This window comes from Oleiphilus sp. HI0128 (genome assembly GCF_001635365.1).
The window spans coordinates 1-1,310 of the sequence record NZ_LWGG01000100.1 but is presented as its reverse complement, the minus strand read 5'-3'; the positions used below and the strand labels follow the sequence as shown (position 1 = coordinate 1,310).

Sequence of the window (1,310 nt, the reverse complement as noted above, 5' to 3'; positions counted from 1 at the left end):
AACGCTTTTGATATCAAGACTGAGTTAGCGAGATACAAAAAGAACACCAACAGAAATACTCCGTTTCAAGCGTTAACAAAATTAACACAGGAGCGTACCTGCAACAATGACAGGATGGTCAAAAATGAGGGGAATTTCAGTTTTGTTTTACGACATGGAAAACGCTGCACAAAATTTATACTAAAACGTATCGGTGAACAGATGTGCAGCAAGTTTTGTGAAAGAGTCGTGAGAAAATCTAGAGTTATTGCGCCTGATAGTCCATTAGGTATCTATCGAAAGAAATACGATCACTACGCTTTATTTCTTCTGCTTGCTTAAACGACTCCTGCGCTTGTTTTTCAAACTGGCTGAATTGGTTTTGTGCTGGCTCAGCACTGAGTACCAATTGATGCTTCTTTGAAAGTTCTCCAGCGATCTCTAGCCAGGATAGAGACTCTTTCTTCATGACTGACAACACTTGAGCGGAGGGTGTTAGATCTGGTGTATCGAGTTTAGCTAGCTGTTCCTTTAGTGCCGACTTATAACGTTGGTCGCTCGTTGCCTGGTCTAGTACTTCGGCAAGACCTTGCATGCCTTTTAGAAGCTCAAGCCCCCAGCTACTTAGCGTTCGCTTTTGTGATTGGTCGGTGAGTTCAAGTCCTGGTCTTCTACCTTCATTGACGACCAGGTCAAAGTTACTATCGAGATATTCACATTCCTTATCGCCAATTACCGGAGAGTCCTGGAGTAAGCAAAAGCTCAGGAATATATCCATAAAGTCGACCTGTCTGTCAGAAATTCCCAATGGTAAAAATGGGTTCAAATCCAGGCAGCGTACCTCGATATATTCGACTCCGCGTTCGTTGAGTGCATGCCGTGGCGTTTCGCCTGACAGTGCACTGCGCTTTGGTCGGATTGAGCTGTAATACTCGTTCTCGATTTGCAGAATATTCGTATTGATCTGAAGGTAAGCGTCACCTTTCTTTAGCCCAAGCTCTTGGTATGGCGGGTAAGAAGTGTTAATGGCATCGCCAAGTGTATGGGTGAAGTTTTCCAGGCTGTTAAAGCAGATATTTAGCGATGATTGGGCGTTGTTGTGATAGCCGAGGTCTCCCATTCTGAGCGAGGTAGCATAAGGCTTATACAGCGTGCCCTTATCATCAAATGATTCGAGGCAGTGATTTTGGCCAGCGACAAAACTCTGGTCTAGGCAAGGCGACGCACCGAATAAATACATGAGTAGCCAAGAGTAGCGACGAAAGTTTCGAATCAGAGCGAAATATTGCTCCGACTTAAAGTCTTGTAGTGACTGCTCTTTATTGCCATGC

Annotated in this window: 1 protein-coding gene; it reads right to left on the bottom strand. The window is 44.4% G+C overall.

Annotated features, from left to right (window positions below):
* Positions 1-244 precede the first annotated feature (244 nt).
* On the bottom strand, positions 245-1,310 hold a 1,066-nt coding region (locus A3763_RS01245; protein ID WP_068759829.1), incomplete at its 5' end, for a glutamate--cysteine ligase.